This is a genomic window from Xenorhabdus anantnagensis (assembly GCF_028598555.1).
Lineage (GTDB): Bacteria > Pseudomonadota > Gammaproteobacteria > Enterobacterales > Enterobacteriaceae > Xenorhabdus > Xenorhabdus anantnagensis.
Window position 1 is genome coordinate 109679 of the sequence record NZ_JAQRFN010000008.1, and the last position, 18173, is coordinate 127851.

14 protein-coding genes and 1 pseudogene are annotated in these 18173 nt (G+C 44.4%); 4 read left to right on the plus strand and 11 right to left on the minus strand.

Annotation, left to right across the window (positions count from 1 at the left end; all coding sequences use genetic code 11):
* Nucleotides 1–24: 24 nt before the first annotated feature.
* Nucleotides 25–366 (plus strand): annotated as a pseudogene (locus PSI14_RS08340) (Arm DNA-binding domain-containing protein); the annotation flags it as partial.
* Between the two features lie 169 nt (nt 367–535).
* Here PSI14_RS08340 and PSI14_RS08345 read toward each other — a convergent pair.
* The 3 genes from PSI14_RS08345 to PSI14_RS08355 all read right to left on the minus strand — a co-directional run bounded on the left by PSI14_RS08345 (nt 536) and on the right by PSI14_RS08355 (nt 3462).
* On the minus strand, nt 536–658 hold the full coding sequence (locus tag PSI14_RS08345) for an IS1 family transposase (RefSeq protein WP_273575476.1): 123 nt from the start codon (nt 656–658) through the stop codon (nt 536–538).
* Between the two features lie 182 nt (nt 659–840).
* The gene (locus tag PSI14_RS08350) at nt 841–1878 is read right to left on the minus strand and encodes a TPM domain-containing protein (protein ID WP_273575477.1); all 1038 of its coding nucleotides are present in this window, start codon (nt 1876–1878) and stop codon (nt 841–843) included.
* A gap of 171 nt (nt 1879–2049) precedes the next feature.
* Nucleotides 2050–3462, minus strand: a complete 1413-nt coding sequence (locus PSI14_RS08355; RefSeq protein WP_273575478.1) for an MFS transporter — start codon at nt 3460–3462, stop codon at nt 2050–2052.
* Between the two features lie 94 nt (nt 3463–3556).
* On the opposite strand from PSI14_RS08355, the gene PSI14_RS08360 reads away from it, so the two are divergent.
* Complete coding sequence (locus PSI14_RS08360) at nt 3557–4219, plus strand: helix-turn-helix transcriptional regulator (protein WP_273575479.1); 663 nt, start codon at nt 3557–3559, stop codon at nt 4217–4219.
* 106 nt (nt 4220–4325) lie between these two features.
* On the opposite strand, the gene PSI14_RS08365 is transcribed toward PSI14_RS08360, so the two are convergent.
* On the minus strand, nt 4326–5249 hold the full coding sequence (locus PSI14_RS08365) for a PfkB family carbohydrate kinase (protein WP_273575480.1): 924 nt from the start codon (nt 5247–5249) through the stop codon (nt 4326–4328).
* Nucleotides 5246–6646 (minus strand): purine-cytosine permease family protein, encoded by a 1401-nt coding sequence (locus tag PSI14_RS08370; protein ID WP_273575481.1) that lies wholly within the window; start codon nt 6644–6646, stop codon nt 5246–5248. Before PSI14_RS08370 ends, PSI14_RS08365 begins: the two co-directional genes overlap by 4 nt.
* Nucleotides 6647–7455: 809 nt before the next feature.
* Here PSI14_RS08370 and PSI14_RS08375 point away from each other — a divergent pair.
* Entirely contained in the window at nt 7456–8232 is a 777-nt protein-coding gene (locus PSI14_RS08375; protein WP_273575482.1) for a GntR family transcriptional regulator, read from the plus strand.
* A 158-nt stretch (nt 8233–8390) separates the two neighbouring features.
* Here the strand turns inward: PSI14_RS08375 and PSI14_RS08380 are convergent, their stop codons facing one another.
* The 4 genes from PSI14_RS08380 to fdhE all read right to left on the minus strand — a co-directional run bounded on the left by PSI14_RS08380 (nt 8391) and on the right by fdhE (nt 14607).
* Nucleotides 8391–10064, minus strand: coding sequence for an LTA synthase family protein (locus tag PSI14_RS08380; protein ID WP_273575483.1), 1674 nt, complete (start codon nt 10062–10064; stop codon nt 8391–8393).
* 175 nt (nt 10065–10239) lie between these two features.
* Nucleotides 10240–12183, minus strand: a complete 1944-nt coding sequence (selB, locus tag PSI14_RS08385) for a selenocysteine-specific translation elongation factor (RefSeq protein WP_273575484.1) — start codon at nt 12181–12183, stop codon at nt 10240–10242.
* 79 nt (nt 12184–12262) lie between these two features.
* A complete protein-coding gene (gene selA / locus PSI14_RS08390; protein ID WP_273575485.1) occupies nt 12263–13654 on the minus strand; it encodes an L-seryl-tRNA(Sec) selenium transferase in 1392 nt (463 codons plus the stop codon).
* 17 nt (nt 13655–13671) lie between these two features.
* Entirely contained in the window at nt 13672–14607 is a 936-nt protein-coding gene (gene fdhE, locus PSI14_RS08395) for a formate dehydrogenase accessory protein FdhE (RefSeq protein WP_273575486.1), read from the minus strand.
* Nucleotides 14608–14911: 304 nt separating this feature from the next.
* On the opposite strand from fdhE, the gene PSI14_RS08400 reads away from it, so the two are divergent.
* Nucleotides 14912–16984, plus strand: a complete 2073-nt coding sequence (locus tag PSI14_RS08400; protein ID WP_273575487.1) for a plasmid pRiA4b ORF-3 family protein — start codon at nt 14912–14914, stop codon at nt 16982–16984.
* A 57-nt stretch (nt 16985–17041) separates the two neighbouring features.
* Here PSI14_RS08400 and PSI14_RS08405 read toward each other — a convergent pair whose 3' ends face one another.
* Together PSI14_RS08405 and fdoI are read right to left on the minus strand one after the other, a co-directional pair.
* Nucleotides 17042–17386: a type II toxin-antitoxin system mRNA interferase toxin, RelE/StbE family gene (locus tag PSI14_RS08405; protein ID WP_273575488.1), complete on the minus strand. Its 345-nt coding sequence runs from the start codon at nt 17384–17386 to the stop codon at nt 17042–17044.
* A gap of 143 nt (nt 17387–17529) precedes the next feature.
* Nucleotides 17530–18171: a formate dehydrogenase cytochrome b556 subunit gene (fdoI, locus tag PSI14_RS08410; protein WP_273575520.1), complete on the minus strand. Its 642-nt coding sequence runs from the start codon at nt 18169–18171 to the stop codon at nt 17530–17532.
* Nucleotides 18172–18173 lie beyond the last annotated feature (2 nt).

An 18173-nucleotide genomic window follows, 5' to 3' on the forward strand; every position in this document is an offset into this window, starting at 1 on the left:
TGCTATCGACAAACCTATAAGCATCCTATATGGCGTTTTAGGTATAAGTTCGCAGGAAAGCCCAGAGTGATGATACTAGGCTCATATATTGATCTATCACTATCGAAAGCGCGAGAACTCACCAGAGAGCTATCAGCCCGTGTTGCGTTAGGCTATGACGTTGCCGGGGAAAAGCAGCAACGTAAAGCCGAAGCACTGGCAAAAATTGAAGCTGAAAAGAACGCTATAAAAGTTTCAGCTCTAGCAGCCGAATACTTTGAGCGCCAAATACTCCCGCGCTGGAAGCACCCTGACATACTCCGCAGACGAATAGACAAAGACATTAACCCTCGTATCGGCAATATGAAAATTGAGGATGTGAAACCACATTAAAAAAAGTATCCGCCGTCGGTGATGAGGAAATAATCAGTCATATCAAATTGACTGTCGATAAGGAGGGCAATACCCTAACATCAGAGTCACTCAATCAAATAGGAAGAACAGGATCAGAGTTTGAATTCACGGGGATGGCAACCGCACATGGTGATGAAGGCTTTTATAAGGCAAGAAAATCATAGGACTGGCAAAGATAACGTTGATGACCAGAGCGAGAGCGCCCATTACGGTGGTTCCCTTTAACTGCACAACAAGATGGGCAGGTCACATCAATCTTTGCCATCTGAATGCTCTCCAAATAGACATACTATACAGAATTCAATAAATTGATGTCATGACCGGAGTTTTCAATAAAAACAATTAAATTAGTTAATTTATTATGAAATTATTTCTATTTTTAAAAATTAGATAGATAAACTATAGATGGGGGATAAAACCCCACCTATATCTATCCCAAAAAATAAATTACCAATCGCCTGACGCGCCACCACCGGTACTGCTACCGCCGCCACCGAAAAAGCTATCATCATCGTTATCACTTTTTGTACGATCAGAGCCTGAACCGCCAAACAAGCCTCCAAAAAGGCTACTGAATAGGCTTTTCAACATTGAAAATACCGAAAAGATAACCAAAAATATCAGAATGACTGGCAATAGAAAGATTAGCAGATAAAACTCTAATGGAATGGGGGGAAATATGCCAACAAGGCTCAGTACGTAAGTTACTGCGACCGTGGTCAGGGCACATTTAAGGAAACGCTTAAACCAATGCCCCTTGCGGAAAACCGTCCATGGCAGGAGTAACAAGCTCAACACACAAAATCCGAATGGAACTGCGAGACTTTCATCCGATATTTTGTCGGATATACCATTTTCTTCAAAAGCCTTAGCAATGTTCGCCACTTCTTGCTGTGTTTCCGCTTGTCCGGGTTTGTTCAGCAATATGTCAACAGAGTCAATGGCATTACTGATCCCCTCAAAATAAGCATTTTCTTTGAAGGCAGGTTTCACATCCTTACGTAAAATGCCTGCAATCTTGCCATCCGTGAGTTGACGCTCCAAACCGGAACCAATTGCAATACGCATTTTATGGTCATCAGAAGCGATCAAAAACAAAATTCCGTCATTATGCTCTTTATTACCCAATTTCCATTTATCAAATACATGGGAAGAAAAAGCCTCAACAGTATCACTGCCAGTAGTCGGGATAATCAGAACTGCCATCTGTACCTTTCTTTCAGATTGCAGTTTTTTCAGTTGACGGGTCAGGCGTTGGTTTTCTGCTTTCGTTAGAACTTTAGAGATATCTGTTACACGTTTACTTAATACAGGAACATCAACAACAGTGATTTCTTGTTTTAGCTCTCCAGCCGATACATTGCTCATTCCAATAAGCAATAAGAACAGGATAAAAAGGGATTTTATTATAAAAGCATGGCTTATTCTCGATGGTGTCATTCGGGTACTACAACCATCCTTTGGCATATGGGAAATTACTAACATCAAATATCCTTAACACTTATTTATAAGATCAATCATCACTATTATATGGATATATCCCATTATGCGTAATCAAGAAAACGGCATTATTTTTACAATAATGCCGTTGATAGTCGAATCAGATAAATATAATTGGATTAAAAATTGCAACTAGGCATTAGTCTTTACGAGAGATTAATTATCCACTTTAATTTGAGCTGATTTGTATGCTGTTAATAATGCCAATATTGGTGCAATGGAGAAGAGTAAAAATAACCAATAAGAGGAAGATGAGGCTCCCACTACTCCACCAGGCTGATAAAACCCAAATAAATTAACGACCATGCCACCCAATGCAGAACCAAATGCAGAGGCAAATAACTGCACGGTAGTAATAGATGAACCAGAAATGTTTTTATCCGCATCACTGGAAACCTGCAAAATGCGGGTCAAGAGATGAGGCCAGCCGAATCCAACCCCGAAGCCAAACAATCCTAATCCTAAAATTAGCGGTAATATTATCTGCCATTCACCAGCTGATTGGGATGGCAACAATACAAGTAGCAGCAACATACCGGCTAACATAAAAATCGGGCCGCTGACAATCGCAAACCGCATCTTTGCTCCTTGCCAACTAGCACTGAGCATTTCTCCTATTGTCCAACCCGCTGCCGCAGCAGCAACCATATAGCCAGAAGCTAAGGGGGATTGCCCATGCAGAATTTGCAGAAAATAGGGAATAAAAACATCCCCCGCCAAACCAATCACCAATAGAGAAATGGTGGTGAATAGAATCAGATGAGGGGAACGCAAGCTCAGGGCATTTTCAGGCAATAATCTTGCTGAAGCCCGGCGTTCATGAATGACCAACAAAGCGATCAATAGAACAGCTGCGACAATACCGATAATGTTAAACCGAACATCCTGTGACAAACTGCCTGAGGAAACCGCCAGCACTGCGGCTGATAACAGGATCAATTGCACGATGGGCAATGCTGTTTTAGTTTTATTCTGTGCCGATGTTTTAGGTAAAATCAGGTAGGTGAATACGGCATAACACAGGGTAATCGGGAGCATAATGCCAAAAGCGTAACGCCATGCGTTCATTTCAGCAAAAATCCCGCCAATAGCTGGCCCGATCAAAGTCGCTACCCCCCACATTCCCGAGATCAGCGCGATGGCCCGAGGCCAAAGTGATTGGGAAAATACGAGATTAACCATCGCATAGGAAAGTGCAAACAGAAACCCGCCGCCAAGTCCTTGAACGGTTCTGCCAATCAACATAACGGACATCGTCGGTGCAAGGGTGCAAATTAAACTACCGATGAAAAAGATCAGCGATGCAACCAGATAAGCATTCCTTGCACCTGATGAACTCAACAATCTTGCAGAGAGAACGGAGCCAACAATTGATGCCACGACAAATAACGTCGTATTCCAGGCGTAGAGGTTCAATCCTCCAATATCATTTACGACAGAAGGCAGAATAGTAATCGCAATTAAGGTATTGGCTGCCATCAATCCCACACCCAGTGAAAGTGCTATCGCACTCGGCGCATTTTTGCTGGAAAACAGATCCCTCCAGCGATTTTCTCCATTCATCATCATGATTGTTATCCTGAACATAGGTTGAGTTGCGGAAAGTCTTACGTTAAATTAAACAAGATAAAACTTGGAATAAATTAATGTCGGAATCAATAATATGTCAAGCACTTACTTGGAAAATGATGAAATCGTAGGGCAAACAGTGAGTGAGAAGCTATTAATGCTGCTGAAAACTCAAGGTGCCTTACAAGCCTCTGATGCCGGCAAATTATTGGGAACAACGGGAGAAGCAGCCCGCCAGCAGTTTGTGAAACTGGCTAAAGAGGGATTGGTTGAAGCTAAATCGGAAACAAGGGGAGTTGGGCGTCCAATACAGCTTTGGCATATCACAGAGAAAGGCCATGGCAAATTTCCTGATACCCATGCAGAGCTAACAACACAACTGATCTCGATTATTCGTAGTCAATTGGGTGAAACTGCCATGGATTTGATTATCAGCGCCCGTGAACAAGAGGCTTTTTCCAACTATAAAAAAGCAATGGAAGGAGCTACCGAGTTACGGGAGAAGGTTGAGCGTCTGGTTTCAATTCGCTGCCGAGAAGGCTATATGGCTCATTATTCTGTTGAAGAAAATGGCGCTATTCTATTTTTTGAAAACCATTGCCCAATTTGTGCTGCCGCCAAAATGTGCCAGGGATTTTGTCGGACAGAGCTGAAACTATTTAGGGAGGTTCTGCAAGCCAATGTGGAAAGAACCGAATATATCCTCAGTGGACACCGACGCTGCACTTATCGTATCACCGCCTCACATTCTCAATAAGGAGCCTGCTGCTTGGTATAAACCTTGAAAAAAACCTACACAACTGAAATGTTGCGTAGGTTTTTTTATCGACATAGATCTTTTTATTGCTCAGTTTTCAGGCCACTTAACCAAAGCTAAAATCTACTAGTTCATCCTTGGTCGGCGCACCATTGGCACCAGGGCGGCTGACAACAACAGCGGCAACGCGGTTTCCGAGTTCTACGGCATCGTGTAAAGACATGCCCTGCGATAATCCCGCCAACATTCCACCACAATGTGCATCACCTGCACCAATTCGATCCTCAGCCTTGACCTTATAAGCAGGAACATATTCTGGTTCGCGATTGGGCTGGCATATCCATGCCCCTTCAATGCCTACCCGAGCAATAATCGTGAAACCATGTTCATTGGCATAACGGCTGGCTTGTGTCATTGAATCCCCCGCACCACACAGTAAAGCAATCTCATCTTTGTTTAAGCTGAGTATTGTTCTTTCCACGGGTAATGCTCGAATAAATTCAGGGTCTATATCAAGCAAGCGAGGGCCAAAATCCAATACCAAAGTCAGCCCTGCCGGAGAGGCCAGCAGCCATTCACGCAAATCCCCTGCTTTTAGATTGGCCAGTTCATAGCCGCTGGAATAGAGATATCCCTGCTCAGGAAGAGGGATCGTCGCTAATATCTCTTTATGCCAAGCGTCGTCACAACCAGGAACGGAGACATAAATGCGTTTGCCATCGGGCTGCATCATGGCAAAACACCAACTATTGTCTTTTGCTGGATGACGTAAGGTTACCTTCAACCCAAGGTCTTCCATTTCTGTTGCGACACATTTACCCCAAGCGCCATTACCTACAAATATGCCATTGATAACTGGCGATTGAAGACGGCACAGTGCACGCGCCACATTAAATGCACAGCCACCGACTTGCCGATCAATTTCCTCAGCTTCCCAATATTCACTATCATGAAATAATTCGGGTAACCTGAGAACAATATCTCCTGTCGCCGATCCCAATACAACAACGGGTAGTAGAGGCTCCTTCATTTTTTGTACCTATTCAGCATCAAATACAGACCATAACAGATAAAACTGACGAAAAATGACAGGAATAGCCCAAGGCTGGAATTAGCAAAAATCCCCACTGCCCACGGGCCACTTATAAAGTCATTTTGCGTCACCAGAAAACCAGCCAATGCTCCCAGCAGCCAGCACAAAATGGGTATCCATTGGATGCCACCATTTGGGCCAATATAGTTAAATAACTTATCCGTACAATATCCCTGTTTGCGGCGGATCACGATGTAATCAAGCAAGAATACCGCTTCCCACGATGCCAAAAACACGCCGCAGAATATCAAGAATGCGACAAACGGCCCCATGAAATCGCCGGTAACAAAAAGAGTATAAATCGCAACGGTCAGCACAATAACGGAATCAATGGTAACAGCATGGACTCGTTTAATTTTTATTCCCAATGTCAACAAATTCAAACTGGCAGAATAGAGACTCATGACTGCCATTGTGACTATCCCCGCAATTGCCGTCATTAAATAAGGGATCACCATCCAATCCGGCAAGATAGAGCCAATATGAGCAATCGGATTCTCTGATTTAGGAAGGTCAGGCAATTGAACGGAGAGCAGGATCCCCGCAAACAATAGCAATACCAGGGGGATCATTCCGCCTGCGGTTACCGCCGTAAAAATTTTTACTTTGGGGGAATTGTCATGTTGATAACGGCTATAATCAGCGCCCGTGGCTGCCCACGCAATACCACTACCGGCAGCAACAACCGAAACAGCGGGCAGGAATCCCGTTAGCCAACTGCCTGATGGCATGGTTAATACAGCTTCCCATTCTGTCGTGAACAGAATATAAAACACGACAACGAGCGTCATTACGCCGAAAATTTTGGTAACCCACCGCTGCATGGTGATGACCATCTCTTTTCCCAACAAAGTGACACCAATTGACAGCCCAGCAAACAATACCATGCTAATCACAGTCAAAAGGGTACTTTCACTGAGTCCGCAAGCCTGAAATAGCGCAGAAAGCGTCAAGGTACCGGTAACAATATTAATGGATTCCCATCCCATGGAGATGAACCAGAAAATCACCGTCGGCGCAATATTTCCTTTAATACCAAAAATAGTCCGGGAGAGGGTGAGAGTGGTAGTTCTTCCCAATTTGCCACTGAAACTGATATAGCCAACCAACGCGAAGCTGGAAAGACCTATCAGTGCCGCGAGTACAGATTGCAGAAAAGAGAGCTTAAAAGAAACGATAATGGCACCGTAAACAATGCCGAGGATGCCAATATTGGCGGCTGACCAGACCCAGAATAGCTCCAGAGGTGAACCTGTGCGTTCTGAAGGAGGGACAATATCTATACCAGTGCGTTCTACCTTCCAGAATCGATGACGCTTTTGTTGTGTACCCATTATGTTTTCCATTACTGTCTTAAGGTCAGGCTTAAGACACAAAGCGAAAAACCCTATCTGAGTTGAACTTCACTAACTTATATCATTTACCTCAGCAGGGAATATGAAGATATCGGATAACGTCCTGAAAAATGGCTCTGGTCATGGCTACAATGGTTCTCTTTCCCTAGGTTGGCGCAAATCACACACTTTACCGGAGTACCAAAAAAAATAGCGCCATGACCGGAGCACTACGTTCCGGCTTGATTAAGCCGGTGTTTCTTCAAGCACAACTGGCAACAGGACGCCTGCTCTACCACGCCACGCCAGGGCCAATGTCAGACATAAGCCCCAAGATTGAAGAACACATAACGTTTCTGTGTACCCTTTATCTTTCGAGCTACAACTCTGTTGGATGTAATGCGAAACATATTGGATATACAGCCCCTGCAAATAGATCAGGTAGTTTCAAAAAACAGTTTCAGAAAACAGTTTTAGAAAAAAGCTCCAGAAAAAAGTTCCCAAACCCCCGACTTCTTATATAAGCAGGATTTATACTTTATCGTTCAATTAAGTCCAATAAAAGTCCAATTTCATCATTATGTGATGCCAATCTAATTCCAATACACGCTATACCCAATGGATTTTAAGATGCGTCGCGGTGGAAAAGGAGCGAATCCCCGGGAGCATAGATAACTCTATGTTCATAACAACGGTAACCGGAGTGAGTGAGCGCAGCCAACAAAGAGGCAACTTGAAAGACGAAGGGTATATACCTTGCTGTACAGGCTAATGTACACTTAAGCCATTAAATAATTGGGGTTAAAAAAATGCTGAATCACTTTGTTGACTGGGTATACGAACAACTTGAAAAGAAAAGCAGTAGCCCTCGTTATATACAACTACAAAAAGCCATTGAAATGGCAATTGAAAAGCGGTTATTGAATGTTGGTGATTTTTTACCGCCAGAACGCCGATTAGCTGAGCTTCTCAATATATCTCGCGTAACAGTCAGTAAGGCAATGCAGATTCTGGAAGAAAAAGGGGTCATCATACGCCAGCAAGGTATTGGTACTCAGGTTGCCAAACCGGGATGTTCTTCACTTAATCAAGCTGTTGGTTTTACCTCTCAGATTATTAAAGAGGGAGGAACGGTATCCAATTACTGGCTATCGAGGAATATCATTCCCGCACCGGAAGAGATTGCGAAAAAACTGTCGATTAACACGGGTGAGCCAATCGCTGAGCTACGTCGTATCCGCCTTGCCAACGGTACACCGGTTTCCCTTGAGAATACTTATATTCCCCAGCACTATCTGCCTCATCCTGAGCTGTTGGAAGGTTCCTTGTATGCACATTGGGAGGAACAGGACATCCACCTCACCAACGTGAATCACAAAATCAAAGCCATTTCCTGCCCTGCAAATCTGGCGATATTACTCAATATCGCTGAAAGCTCGCCATTGCTACAAATCCACCAAATAAGCCTGAATAACCAAAATGATATCATTGAGTTCAGTGAAATTTTGTGTCGTGGTGATATTTATGGCCTAGATTTCAATTCTCCTCAAAATATCGACATCAAATACAAATATAAAAATAATTAACACATCTAACTATTTATAAGTCATCCCTCCCTTCTCTTGAAGGGCGCAATTCAGCCTAAAATCCACTCATCTCTTCAACTTCCCTTCTGCCAAATAACATCATCGACAGAAGGGGTAGTGAGGAAAGGTAACAATGAAAGCAAGGGAAACAACGCAAGTTATTTCTTACTTGCTAATTTGCTAATTCCAACTGATGCCGCTTCCAACTGCTGGTAAATATAATGCTTATAACTCTCCACCAGCGCATTGTCCTGACAATCATCCAGCGCACCATCACACAAATGACGCATAATCATATTGGCTTGATAAAACTCAGGAGCTGGCAAACGAGCACGCTCCAGAATCATTCCGCCAAGAAAGGAGATATCAGTCAATTTTCCCGTTGTTATTGACGCTCCCTGTTTCAGGTTATCCCGCAGGGTAAATTGAGTCACATGGGCGGGATCAAGTAACGGCGAATGATAGTGCTCAAAGTGGATGTTCGGTTGATGATCCCCAAAATAGAGGAAGACGGTAGGTTTGTTGCGATGGGCAACGAATTCACTGAAATCTTTGATGGCCGGATCAGAAGCCACGATTTTTTCCATATAATGACTAAATTTACCTACCGCCGTTGAAGGCTCAACGTTGCCAGCCAAACCATAATCATCATCATGGCTCTCTTCATAAGGGCCATGTTCATACATTGTCAGAGAAAAAATAAAAATCGGCTTATCTGTTTCCTTCGCCAAGATGGTTTTCACATAAGACAACATATCTTGTGTCGAGATTTTCCATAAATTTTCTTCCATGTCTGCCGGATAGCCCAGCTCCTGCGGTTGGATAATCCGATCAACGCCCAGCGTTTTGTAAGCATGCCCTGCATGATAAGCAGACTTATTAAATGGTGTCAGAACAACCGTGTAATAACCATTGTCTTTCATTACGCGGAACAAGCTGTTTTTAAGATGATCAACGACAGTGTAAAACACCGAATTTTTATTGGGTTCAAAGTCCTCTGTATTCAATCCGGTTAAAACGGAAAATTCAGATAACCATGTTCCTCCCCCAAAGGTCTGTACCCTGAGTGGACTTTGGCTACTGACACCTGCATCACGCTGGAACATATAAAGATCTGGCAAGTGCACATTGGCGGGTAACTGGTAAATATGGGGATTAACGGTGGATTCCTGTAACAGTACAACGACATCGGGTTTAACGTCTGACTGGGGTTCAGGCAACGTCACTTTTTTCGCCTGTTGTAAGAAATAATCAGCAGATGAGCCGAATTTCGGAGGCTGATATTGCGAATCTGAGGCAGACATCACCATATTAGTCATCGTTCCCCTTCCCTTCGGTAATTCATTCTGCCATTCAGTATGGTAAGCATTCACCGTCAGATTAATTCCCCAGGCACTTACTGCCATCAAAACGATACTGGCGAATCGCCATTTGATCCCACGTGCAGAAGGTGCCGATTTCCAACTCAATATCATGTTTAATATCAACCAGATAAGCATCGCGACTACAGCGATACCTGCCAGCCAATAATGGTGTAAAGTCTCCTGATTTGAAGGGTCCAACATGACATTCAAATCAGAAAAAAATAACTGCTCTTTGTAGTAATGAACTTTTATCTGGTTGAGAAATTTGAGGATGATAAATAAGGTTCCAGTTAACACCGCCGAAAATAGCCAGCGTGCTGAAACTAAAAAAACCAGACCAAAGATGACGCCAAATACGCCGACAGACACCAGTGCAGGATAAATGTCCCCACCCTTTTCAAACACTAATACCAAGGAAGCAATCAACAGCAAGCCCAGATAAATCTTCGAGATTATCTTTTTTTTCATATTCTATTGAATTCCACACATGAGTTTAGTTTGACAACTCGTTGAAAAATAGCACAGGTTGTCAAATATGCCGCAAATAAAATGCAGCGGATTCGCTCAGTGAAGACAGCATGAATTCAAAGGAGTTCAACTGCGGCTATTGAAAACAGATATCGAACAGGTTCAAAACCAAATGCTAAAAAATGCCCTCATCCCGCAAAACATGCAAATCTGCTTTCCTGCGGGTAAATCCCATGCGATCAAAGTATTCCAGTATTTGGATCGCTAATTTCCGGCCAATCCCCAACTCATCCCGAAACTCTATCGCCGTTATGCCTCCCTTATCCTGAGAATAGCGACGGATTAAATCAGCAAACTGCTGAATGCACTGGCGATGGTAATAACGATCAGACACAATAGCGATGATCAGCCCTAATTGCGCCGCTTTTCGCAAAAGACAACGCATGGCTTCTTCATCTTCTCCCATTTCCGTTGCCAAATCGCGTACCCACCACACTTCCGCTTGAAAATATGGTTCTACGTGTAACCACAGACACGCCTGCTCTGCGGTAAACATCAATCCATGCTCAGGCGAGTGCAGCCAACCATTTGTTTGTTTAAGTAATTTTTGCTCCAGTAGCCGGTTGATCAGTTTATAAGCCAGCATGTCATCCAGTGTCGGCAGAGCCATGCGTTTCAAACGTGCTTTACCTACTCCCAGTTGATCGGGGTGTTTTTCATGGTATCCCGCCATAGCCTGCAATAGTTTTTGTTCTGCCGACGCGGCATGATGCTGCGATAGTGCCCAATCACCGGCAATAATCACCTTCATCTCGGCCAGCAAGCTGTTGAGCTGACTTTCTGTCAACTGACGTGACCAGGCAAAATGGCTGAGTGACAATGCACCACGGGTTAAATATAAGGCGAGACTTTCCGCATGGCTGTGCGTTCGAGCCAGTTGGGATAACCAATCAAGAAATTCATGCCGACGCTTACCCCTGCGAGGGGAATTTAAGCTAACGACCCTCGCTCCTGCCAGTGTTTTCTTGGCACTGATATCACGCAATATCAAGCGATCATTTTCCACCAGCCACAACGGGCGATCCAGCGTCAGTTCAGCCAATATTGGCGCATCAGCCAGCGAGTTCAATATAGAAATTCGTCCGGTGATATGGCTGGCGGCATGATGGATGTGGAGAGGTTGCCAGTTTTGCAATGGTGAATCGGCTTCAATTTCCACTAACACTTTTTCAGCAGCAAGCAATAGGCCTTGTGATACTGGTTTTTGTGACAACAACCAGTCGCCACGGGAAATTTGTTCTTTGCTGATATCACCGACGATATTCAATGCAATACGCTGTCCCGCTTTAGCGCTCTGGGCGGGTTGATTCTGGGCATGCAAGCCACGTACTCTCACGGCTTGCTCACTGTCAGTCAGCCATAACGTTTCACCGACATTGATACTTCCTGCCAACGCCGTCCCAGTGACAACCAATCCTGCTCCTTTAACGGTAAAAACACGATCGATAGCCAAACGGAAGCGTTGCTTCAATTTTTCATGCTGCAAATTTTGCAAAGAAGAAGTTTGCAAAGAAGAAGTCTGCAAAAAAGAAGAGCGGCAAAATTGATGGACAGAATTAATCTGATGAATAGATAGCAAATGCTCCCGCAATGGAATGATACCATCCTCTGTGGTGGCTGCCGTTACAAACAGAGGCACTGATTGCCAGCCTTGTGATGCCAATAATTGCGCAGCCTGTTGCCGGACTTCCTCAACCCGTGCTTGTGCAACACTATCCGCTTTAGTCAGCACAATCGTGATGGCAGGTCGCCCGATTAAACGCAAAATAGCCAAATGTTCCCGCGTCTGAGCCATCACACCATCATCACAGGCTATAACCAGCAAGATATGATCGATGCCACCAATCCCTGCCAACATATTGGATAGAAATTTTTCATGCCCCGGAACGTCGACAAACCCCACCGAAGTTCCATCTGGTTGCGGCCAGTAGGCATAACCGAGATCGATAGTCATCCCGCGTTTTTTCTCTTCCGGTAAATGGGTCGTATCAACGCCCGTGATTGCTTGAATCAGTGTCGTTTTACCGTGATCAACATGTCCCGCAGTGGCAAAAATCATAGTTATTGAACCTATTTTTTATAGCGACAATTTCTATAGCTAGAATTTTCTATAACAACAATTTCTATAACAGTAATTTCTATAACAGCAATGCCCGCAATAATTCACTTTCATCTTCCAGGCAACGGAGATCCAGCCATAACCGACCATCATACAGACGCCCAATGACTGGTTTTTTCAAATTGCGCCATTGATGAGCCAAGTTTTCCAATGTACTGCCACGTCCATTAATGGCAGTAAAAGTCAGTGCCCAACTGGGCAATCGATCCACAGGCAAGGAACCACTGCCAATTTGAGAATAGCAAGGTTCATCACGGACAATGAATTTTTCGCTGTAATATGCCTGAATTTGGGGAAGTAGCTGTTGCGCCATATCACGGATTTCGCCTTGCGTGCGGGTCAGCAAACGCAAAGTCGGTAATTTCTGGCGAAGCTGTTCAGGGTGTTGATAAAGGCGCAACGTTGCTTCCAATGCAGCCAGCGTCATTTTGTCTGCCCGTAATGCACGTTTCAGGGGATGCTGCTGGATAGCCTCTATCCACTGTTTTTTACCAACAATGATGCCAGCTTGTGGGCCGCCCAATAATTTATCGCCGGAGAAAGTCACCAGATCGATGCCGTGATTCAGATAATCCCGAGGCATCGGTTCTGCTGGCAAACCATATTGTGCCATGTCTATCATGGAACCACTGCCAAGATCAATAGCTGTCGGGATTTGGGATACCATGCCCAGTTTCGCCAGCGCCTCTCCCGACACTTCAGCCGTGAAGCCCTCAATACTGTAATTACTGGTATGCACCTTCATCAACATGCCGGTATCAGAATTGATCGCCCGCTGGTAATCTTTCAGATGCGTTCGGTTCGTTGTCCCCACTTCCACCAAACGACAACCCGCTTGCACCATAACGTCAGGAATACGGAAGGCTCCGCCAATCTCAACCAATTCACCACGGGAAACGACAACCTCTTTTCCTTGCGCCACTGTTGCCAGCACCAGTAAAACCGCGGCGGCATTATTGTTAACAATGCAAGCATCTTCTGCACCAGTTAATGTACAGAGTAAATCGGCCAGTGCGCGATCACGATGCCCCCGGCTGGCACCATCAAGGGAGTATTCCAATGTAACCGACGAGCGCATGGCCTGTGTCACGGCATCAATTGCCGTTTCAGCCAGCAATGCACGCCCCAGATTGGTATGGAGCACTGTTCCGCTCAGGTTAAATACGGGCTTCAGTGCTGATGTCTGGCCCCGCTCCAATCTTCGGTGCAATGATGCTGCCCAATCGTCACTCCATTCTGGCAAGGATTGATGCTCACGAATATTGAACCGCGCCTGTTCCTGCATTTCCCGCAATATATCGACCACTTGCGTCTGCCCATGAGACGCAATCAGCGAGGTGATTTCCGGCTGCCGCAACAATCTGTCAATGGATGGTAACTGACGATACAACGAATTTATTACTTGTGTCATCGCGTCCCCATCCCCCTTTATTCGTTGGGAAACAGAAAAGGGTTCAGGCTACTGCGGGCAAAACCTTCTTCTTCCATTTTGGCATCCAGAATCAATGACGCCAGATCATCTGCCACAGCATCTACATTCGGATCTTTTTCCTGATACAGAATTTTGAGATAACTGCCACAATCACCACAACTTTCCGCCTTAATTGCCGCCTGCTCACTCTCCAATGACCAATAATTCAAGTCTCGGGTCTGTTCGCAATTACTGCATTTGATTCGAACAACATGCCATTCGCTTTCGCACAGATTACAATGCAAATAACGCAGCCCTTGGCGAGTACTGATTTGCACCACACTGGTCACCGGCATACTGCGGCATACTGGGCAAAATTGGCGATGTTCTCCATATTCCGCCCGTGCCTTGCCGGGGATTAAACTGGCCATTTGTGCCCAATACACAGATAACGCAGCCCAGACAAACACCGCCTGATCAGCACTAACCTTGCTGAACTCGCTATTGAGCAGCGCGCTCGCCATCTCTTCTAATTCTTGTGCTGAATTTTTTGCCAGATTTTCGAGGACAGGTTTCACATGTTCGGGTACAGTAGGCTGTAATTCCGCAATCAAGGCATGCAGGATATTTTGCCAGTGCTGAGTACGCCGCAACGTTTTGCAATCCAGAGGGACAAAACCCTCTTGTTGGGAAGAATGGCGAAGCAGCTCGTCCAATTCCATCTCCAGCGGGTTGTCATACAACGCCTTTTGCTGTGCTTGTACAATTTCCGCGACAAAATTCAGGTAACTTGAAAATGGATTGCTTTCTGTTGCCAACGTTCTCAAACGTTCAGCGCGCTGTTGATACAATTTTTTCAGGTTGGCAAATAATAATGGGGGAATAAAACCAACAGATCTTTCAGTTACCCGCTCTTTGATCAGCTGCTCTTTAGGAACAATGCGAATACTCATTATCTAAACCTTTCCTGTTATGTTGATATGCCCGTTATATTGATAAATAAATACCCAACTATCTTACCTTGCCGGACAGCGGAATGGCATTGTCATATATCCAAGAGATTTCAAATTGCATCCGACAAAACAGCAACTTGAAAATTTCAACACAAGTTTACTGACCTTACAAAAATTCAGGTTAGACTATTAATAGTCATAAATTAGTGGTCATAAATTAGTGGTCATAAAGAGGGAAGGGTGGATTTAACAACATGATAATGAGCACTCTTCTTGGTTAATATATTGATAATTGAAGAGATTGATGATGAAACTTACACCTGAAAAATTGCTATCTGCAATAGAAAAATACGCCCATACCCCCGAGAAACAGCAAACCTTAACCCAAAAGCAAATACTGTGGTTTTCCGATCCTGAGAACGTCTTCTTATTGCTCAGTCTGGTGTTGATCTTACCTGAAGATATGATGACCGAGATGGGAGACAGCATTAACAATTGGGTTAACGTTGCAGTAGCAGAACTTGCATTAACCACAAACAAATTGCCGGTTGAGGACAAACAGCAGATTGAAGAGATCATTGAGCAGATTCTGGTTCATGCCAACGAAAACTTCGAACTTAATAGTGAATGTGTGCTGTTATGTATATCGAGCTTGAAAAGACATCAGTTTCATATCAAAACTGACATCACCCAACTATTGAGTACCCCGCAATATGCTGATAACACGAACATAGCCACCTTTCCTTCACCTCCCCCCAATTTAAGCCAACTGTTTGAGCAAGTCAGAATTGAGTCCGGCCTTGAGTTTCTCGAATTTTTTGAAAACGGCTTTTCCGTGATTCCCCATGATGGCTTAAGCCATCTCTTTTCAGAAGTGGCCCGGTATTCATGGGGCATAGATGCCCTGCTTCTGCTGACCCAATACTTTGAGGAACCAATTGCTCTCGCCAGTGCGCAAGCGTTGGACGATTGCCCCTCCTCTGCATGGAAAAACTTATCCTATCTGCAACTGGTCAATCTGTGTGCCCGATTCAACCGTCATCACTCCATTCATCCTTGCTTCAAGCGCTGGAAAAAAAGGGCGATGGCACATCATACTGTTCGGGAACCCGCTGAGATACATGAATTATACGCCACCCATGTTGATGGAAATGATTGCGCCAGCATGATGATGACAATCACACTGGATGGTCAAAAATACCAAATGAATATGATGCTGGATTTTAAATCTGGTATCCGCGAGAGCTTACCGAATAGCGAGCCTGACCTCACCATCCCCGAACTGATTAAAGAGTTGGGCACTCATGACACTCATATTGACTTTGTCCCCGTCTCTTCTGACTGGCTACAACAAATTTTACCGTGGATACTTTCAGTTCAGCTAAACAAAAAAACGCCTATCGAGCTTTACTCACTTTATTGGTTGTCACGACTTCCCTTTGAATGGACACAGCCAGAAGAGTTTGAACTTGAACATTGGAGCCAGAAGCTGGGCTATCAAGCTGATCCAAAACGACAAGAGCAGAACCGCCTTGGCATCACCATGGGTTCACCATTAATCCTAAGCTGGTTAGCGCCGGAAGAATGCTTGTCAAAGGCGAAAAAGCCCAGAGATTTATTGAAGCTTTATTACTATGCAAACCGGGAGCTGTTTGCTGAACGTCTGACTTATTCCGCTGCAATTGAGCAATATAGGCTGTCATCACCAGCACCACATTTGGTGAATCAATATTTAGATTTGGCCTATACCCTCAGAGATCCTGCGCTCAATCGCAAGAGATTTGCTTTATTTGATACTTTGGCTGAGATCAGTTTTGAATATTTTTACATGGAACAAGATGAGGAGATCCTACCGCAAGGATTGGTTCTCAAGGTGAGTTTACTGGATGCCAGCCCGGCCGTATGGCGCCGAATCCGTGTCAGCAATCAGCTCACGCTGATGGAATTTCATGATGTGATACAAAATGCCATGGGCTGGGAAAACGAGCACTTATTCAAGTTTAATGTTTCAGGGATCGATATCCCGGAAGAACATTATGACCAAACGTGTATCGGCGTATTTCTGGATGAAATTGAAGACGAACTCAGCTACCAATACGACTTTGGTGATGATTGGCTCCATCAGATAACAGTAGAGAAAGTGCTGCCAAAAGATATTATCCAGCCTGAAATAACCGCAGGTAACGGTATGTGTCCGGCAGAAGATTCTGGTGGCATTTGGAATTGGAATTATTTGCTCAAACTGAGAAAACAAAAAGTCCTGACGGAAGATGAAGCTGAACAATTAGAATTTGTGGGCTTGTCGCCAAGTGAATCGTTAGCGCCTTTTGATAAACAGCAGGCTAATAAGAGATTAAAGGCACTATTTAACCAATAAAAGTTTCCGTCAATAAAACCGAAGGAGGAGAATAATCCCGGTTTTCTTCGCTAACGGCTAATTGAATAAATCAGCATGGCTCCCAACGCGATACACAATCAATTCCGTGTCAGTGCGTTGGTAAATCAAGAGTAAATCTGGGGCGCCGTGACACTCCAAGTAACCAATATAGTTACCAATCAGTCGGCGCTCTTTATATTTCGGAGGTAATGGCTGGCCTGTCGCTTGTAGCGTTTCGCTATTTGGCTGAAGAAATCCATCAGGAAGTTGCCCTTCAACAGCCAGTCTATTAACAAGCATACGGATAACAGTAGACAAATCGAGTCCTAAGGCTTTGGCATTCGCCATAGCTGCTTCTTTAGAAGCTGAGGACACTCTGGCTCTTACTACGGTATCAACCATACAAACGCTCCCATTTAATGTACAAATAATAATCATTGCAGCCATATTGTAGCCACAAAGCAAAGCTTATCAATTGTGACAATAACCGAGGAAACAAGAACGGTAGGAACAAGGCAGGGTACACAAAATACCCTGCCTCAAATTCACTCTTTTTCCTTTTGCCGTTCTTGTTTCACAATTTCACGATACCAGCGAGGATGATGTTTTTTCGCCCAACCCCGTGTGACCCAACCTTCTACCATTGCCCGCACTGATCCCTTCACCCAAAATGCCGCATAAGCATGAACAATAATAGTCAGGATCAGGCCAATCGCTGCCAGTGAGTGAATCAGTAAAGCAACTCGAATCAATGGAATGGGGAAATACTCCGCAAAGTAAGGACGCCAGATAATGATGCCGCTGATCAACAGCAGAAACAGGCAAACGCTCACTGCCCAATAAATGCCTTTCTGACCGAGGTTATATTGCCCTATATCCCCCGCTTCTTCATTACGCAGCACTTTGTGAATATTCTTCGCCCATTCGATGTCATTTCTGTCGATCAAGTTATGTTTGAAATACCTGAAAAACATAAAGACAAACAGAAAGAACATCACCGAACCCGCAAACGGGTGCAATATCCGTGAAAGCTGTGGTGTACCAAAGATATTCATCATCCAGTTCAGGGAAGGAAAGAAAAATCCCAATCCGCTGATGGCGGTAAACAGGAAGCAAATCACAACCGCCCAATGATTGATTCGTTCAACCGGAGAATGGCGAATAATGACATCGTTACGCTTTTTCATTT

Excerpts from the sequence above, each read along its gene's own strand:
- PSI14_RS08345 (WP_273575476.1), bottom strand. The coding sequence starts at position 658 with ATGGCAAAGATTGATGTGACCTGCCCATCTTGTTGTGCAGTTAAAGGG.
- PSI14_RS08350 (WP_273575477.1), bottom strand. The coding sequence starts at position 1,878 with ATGTTAGTAATTTCCCATATGCCAAAGGATGGTTGTAGTACCCGAATG.
- PSI14_RS08355 (WP_273575478.1), bottom strand. The coding sequence starts at position 3,462 with ATGATGATGAATGGAGAAAATCGCTGGAGGGATCTGTTTTCCAGCAAA.
- PSI14_RS08360 (WP_273575479.1), top strand. The coding sequence starts at position 3,557 with ATGTCAAGCACTTACTTGGAAAATGATGAAATCGTAGGGCAAACAGTG.
- PSI14_RS08365 (WP_273575480.1), bottom strand. The coding sequence starts at position 5,249 with ATGAAGGAGCCTCTACTACCCGTTGTTGTATTGGGATCGGCGACAGGA.
- PSI14_RS08370 (WP_273575481.1), bottom strand. The coding sequence starts at position 6,646 with ATGGGTACACAACAAAAGCGTCATCGATTCTGGAAGGTAGAACGCACT.
- PSI14_RS08375 (WP_273575482.1), top strand. The coding sequence starts at position 7,456 with ATGCTGAATCACTTTGTTGACTGGGTATACGAACAACTTGAAAAGAAA.
- PSI14_RS08380 (WP_273575483.1), bottom strand. The coding sequence starts at position 10,064 with ATGAAAAAAAAGATAATCTCGAAGATTTATCTGGGCTTGCTGTTGATT.
- selB (WP_273575484.1), bottom strand. The coding sequence starts at position 12,183 with ATGATTTTTGCCACTGCGGGACATGTTGATCACGGTAAAACGACACTG.
- selA (WP_273575485.1), bottom strand. The coding sequence starts at position 13,654 with ATGACACAAGTAATAAATTCGTTGTATCGTCAGTTACCATCCATTGAC.
- fdhE (WP_273575486.1), bottom strand. The coding sequence starts at position 14,607 with ATGAGTATTCGCATTGTTCCTAAAGAGCAGCTGATCAAAGAGCGGGTA.
- PSI14_RS08400 (WP_273575487.1), top strand. The coding sequence starts at position 14,912 with ATGATGAAACTTACACCTGAAAAATTGCTATCTGCAATAGAAAAATAC.
- PSI14_RS08405 (WP_273575488.1), bottom strand. The coding sequence starts at position 17,386 with ATGGTTGATACCGTAGTAAGAGCCAGAGTGTCCTCAGCTTCTAAAGAA.
- fdoI (WP_273575520.1), bottom strand. The coding sequence starts at position 18,171 with ATGAAAAAGCGTAACGATGTCATTATTCGCCATTCTCCGGTTGAACGA.